This is a genomic window from Nocardia mikamii NBRC 108933 (genome assembly GCF_001613505.1).
Lineage (GTDB): Bacteria > Actinomycetota > Actinomycetes > Mycobacteriales > Mycobacteriaceae > Nocardia > Nocardia mikamii.
Map to the genome: position 1 here is coordinate 1 of NZ_BDCM01000020.1, position 1,014 is coordinate 1,014.

Annotated in this window: 1 pseudogene; it reads left to right on the top strand. The window is 67.2% G+C overall.

What is annotated here, in order from left to right:
- Positions 1 to 1,014: pseudogene (locus NMI01S_RS35445) on the top strand (hypothetical protein); the annotation flags it as partial.

The following is a 1,014-nucleotide window of genomic DNA, read 5'->3' on the forward strand; positions in this document are numbered from 1 at the left end:
GGGAAGACAGGCAAGAAGAGCGACGACGGCTCTGACGGGGAGGGTAAGGACGAGTCGGAAAAGAAGGGCAAAAAGGGCAAAAAGGGCGGTTCCGACGACGACGTGGAGACCGGGACCAAATCCGAAGGCGTCGACGACAAGAGCAAGGACGACAAGGCTGCCGACGACAAGAGCAGCAAGGACGACAAGGCTGCCGACGACAAGGCGGCCGACAAGAACAAGAAGAAGTCCGACGACGACGATGACGACCCCGACAAGAAGAAGATGAGCAAGGGCAAGAAGCTTCTTCTGGGGGCCGCTGCCATCGGCGCCGTCGGCTATTTCGCCTCGAACCACTGGTCGCCGTGGGGGCATCAGGGTGACGACGGGGGGTCGGGCGATGGATCGGGTGAAGGCAGCGGCTCCGGTTCGGGATCGGGATCCGGCTCGGGATCTCCGGCGCCGATCACGCCGACCGTTCCGAGTACGGCTACCGAGCCGACTCCGCTGACGCCGACCGCGCCCTCCGGTTACACCTATACGCCGATGTCGCCCTCGGCTCTGACGCCGACACAGCTGGGCCCGTCCTCGTCGGGGTCGATACCGAACGACGGCGCGTGGTCGAACGACCCGACTTCGCTGGATCCGACCGCGCCGGGTTCCCAGCCGACCACACCCGGTTCGCTCCCGGACAACGGTTCCTCCTCCGATGGTTCTGGTGGCCTCGCCCAAGATCCCAGCCAACTGTCCCCGGGGACCGGTCTCGGCAGCGGCGGCAGCGGCGTTTTCGGCGGCGGCGGCATGGGTGCCGATCCGATGGGCGGTATGGGAAACCTGCTGGGTGCCGCGGTGGCCGCCATGACCATGATGTCCATGGGATCCGGGATGGGACCGGACGACAACGGCCAGGACCCGTATTACTACGACGAGGGCGCCATCGCGCAAGCGCCACAACCCACGCCGGCCCCCGCGCCCGCCGCCGACCCCGCTGGCGGCTCCGGTGACGGCTCGGGGTCCGGCTCTGGTGAGGGTTCT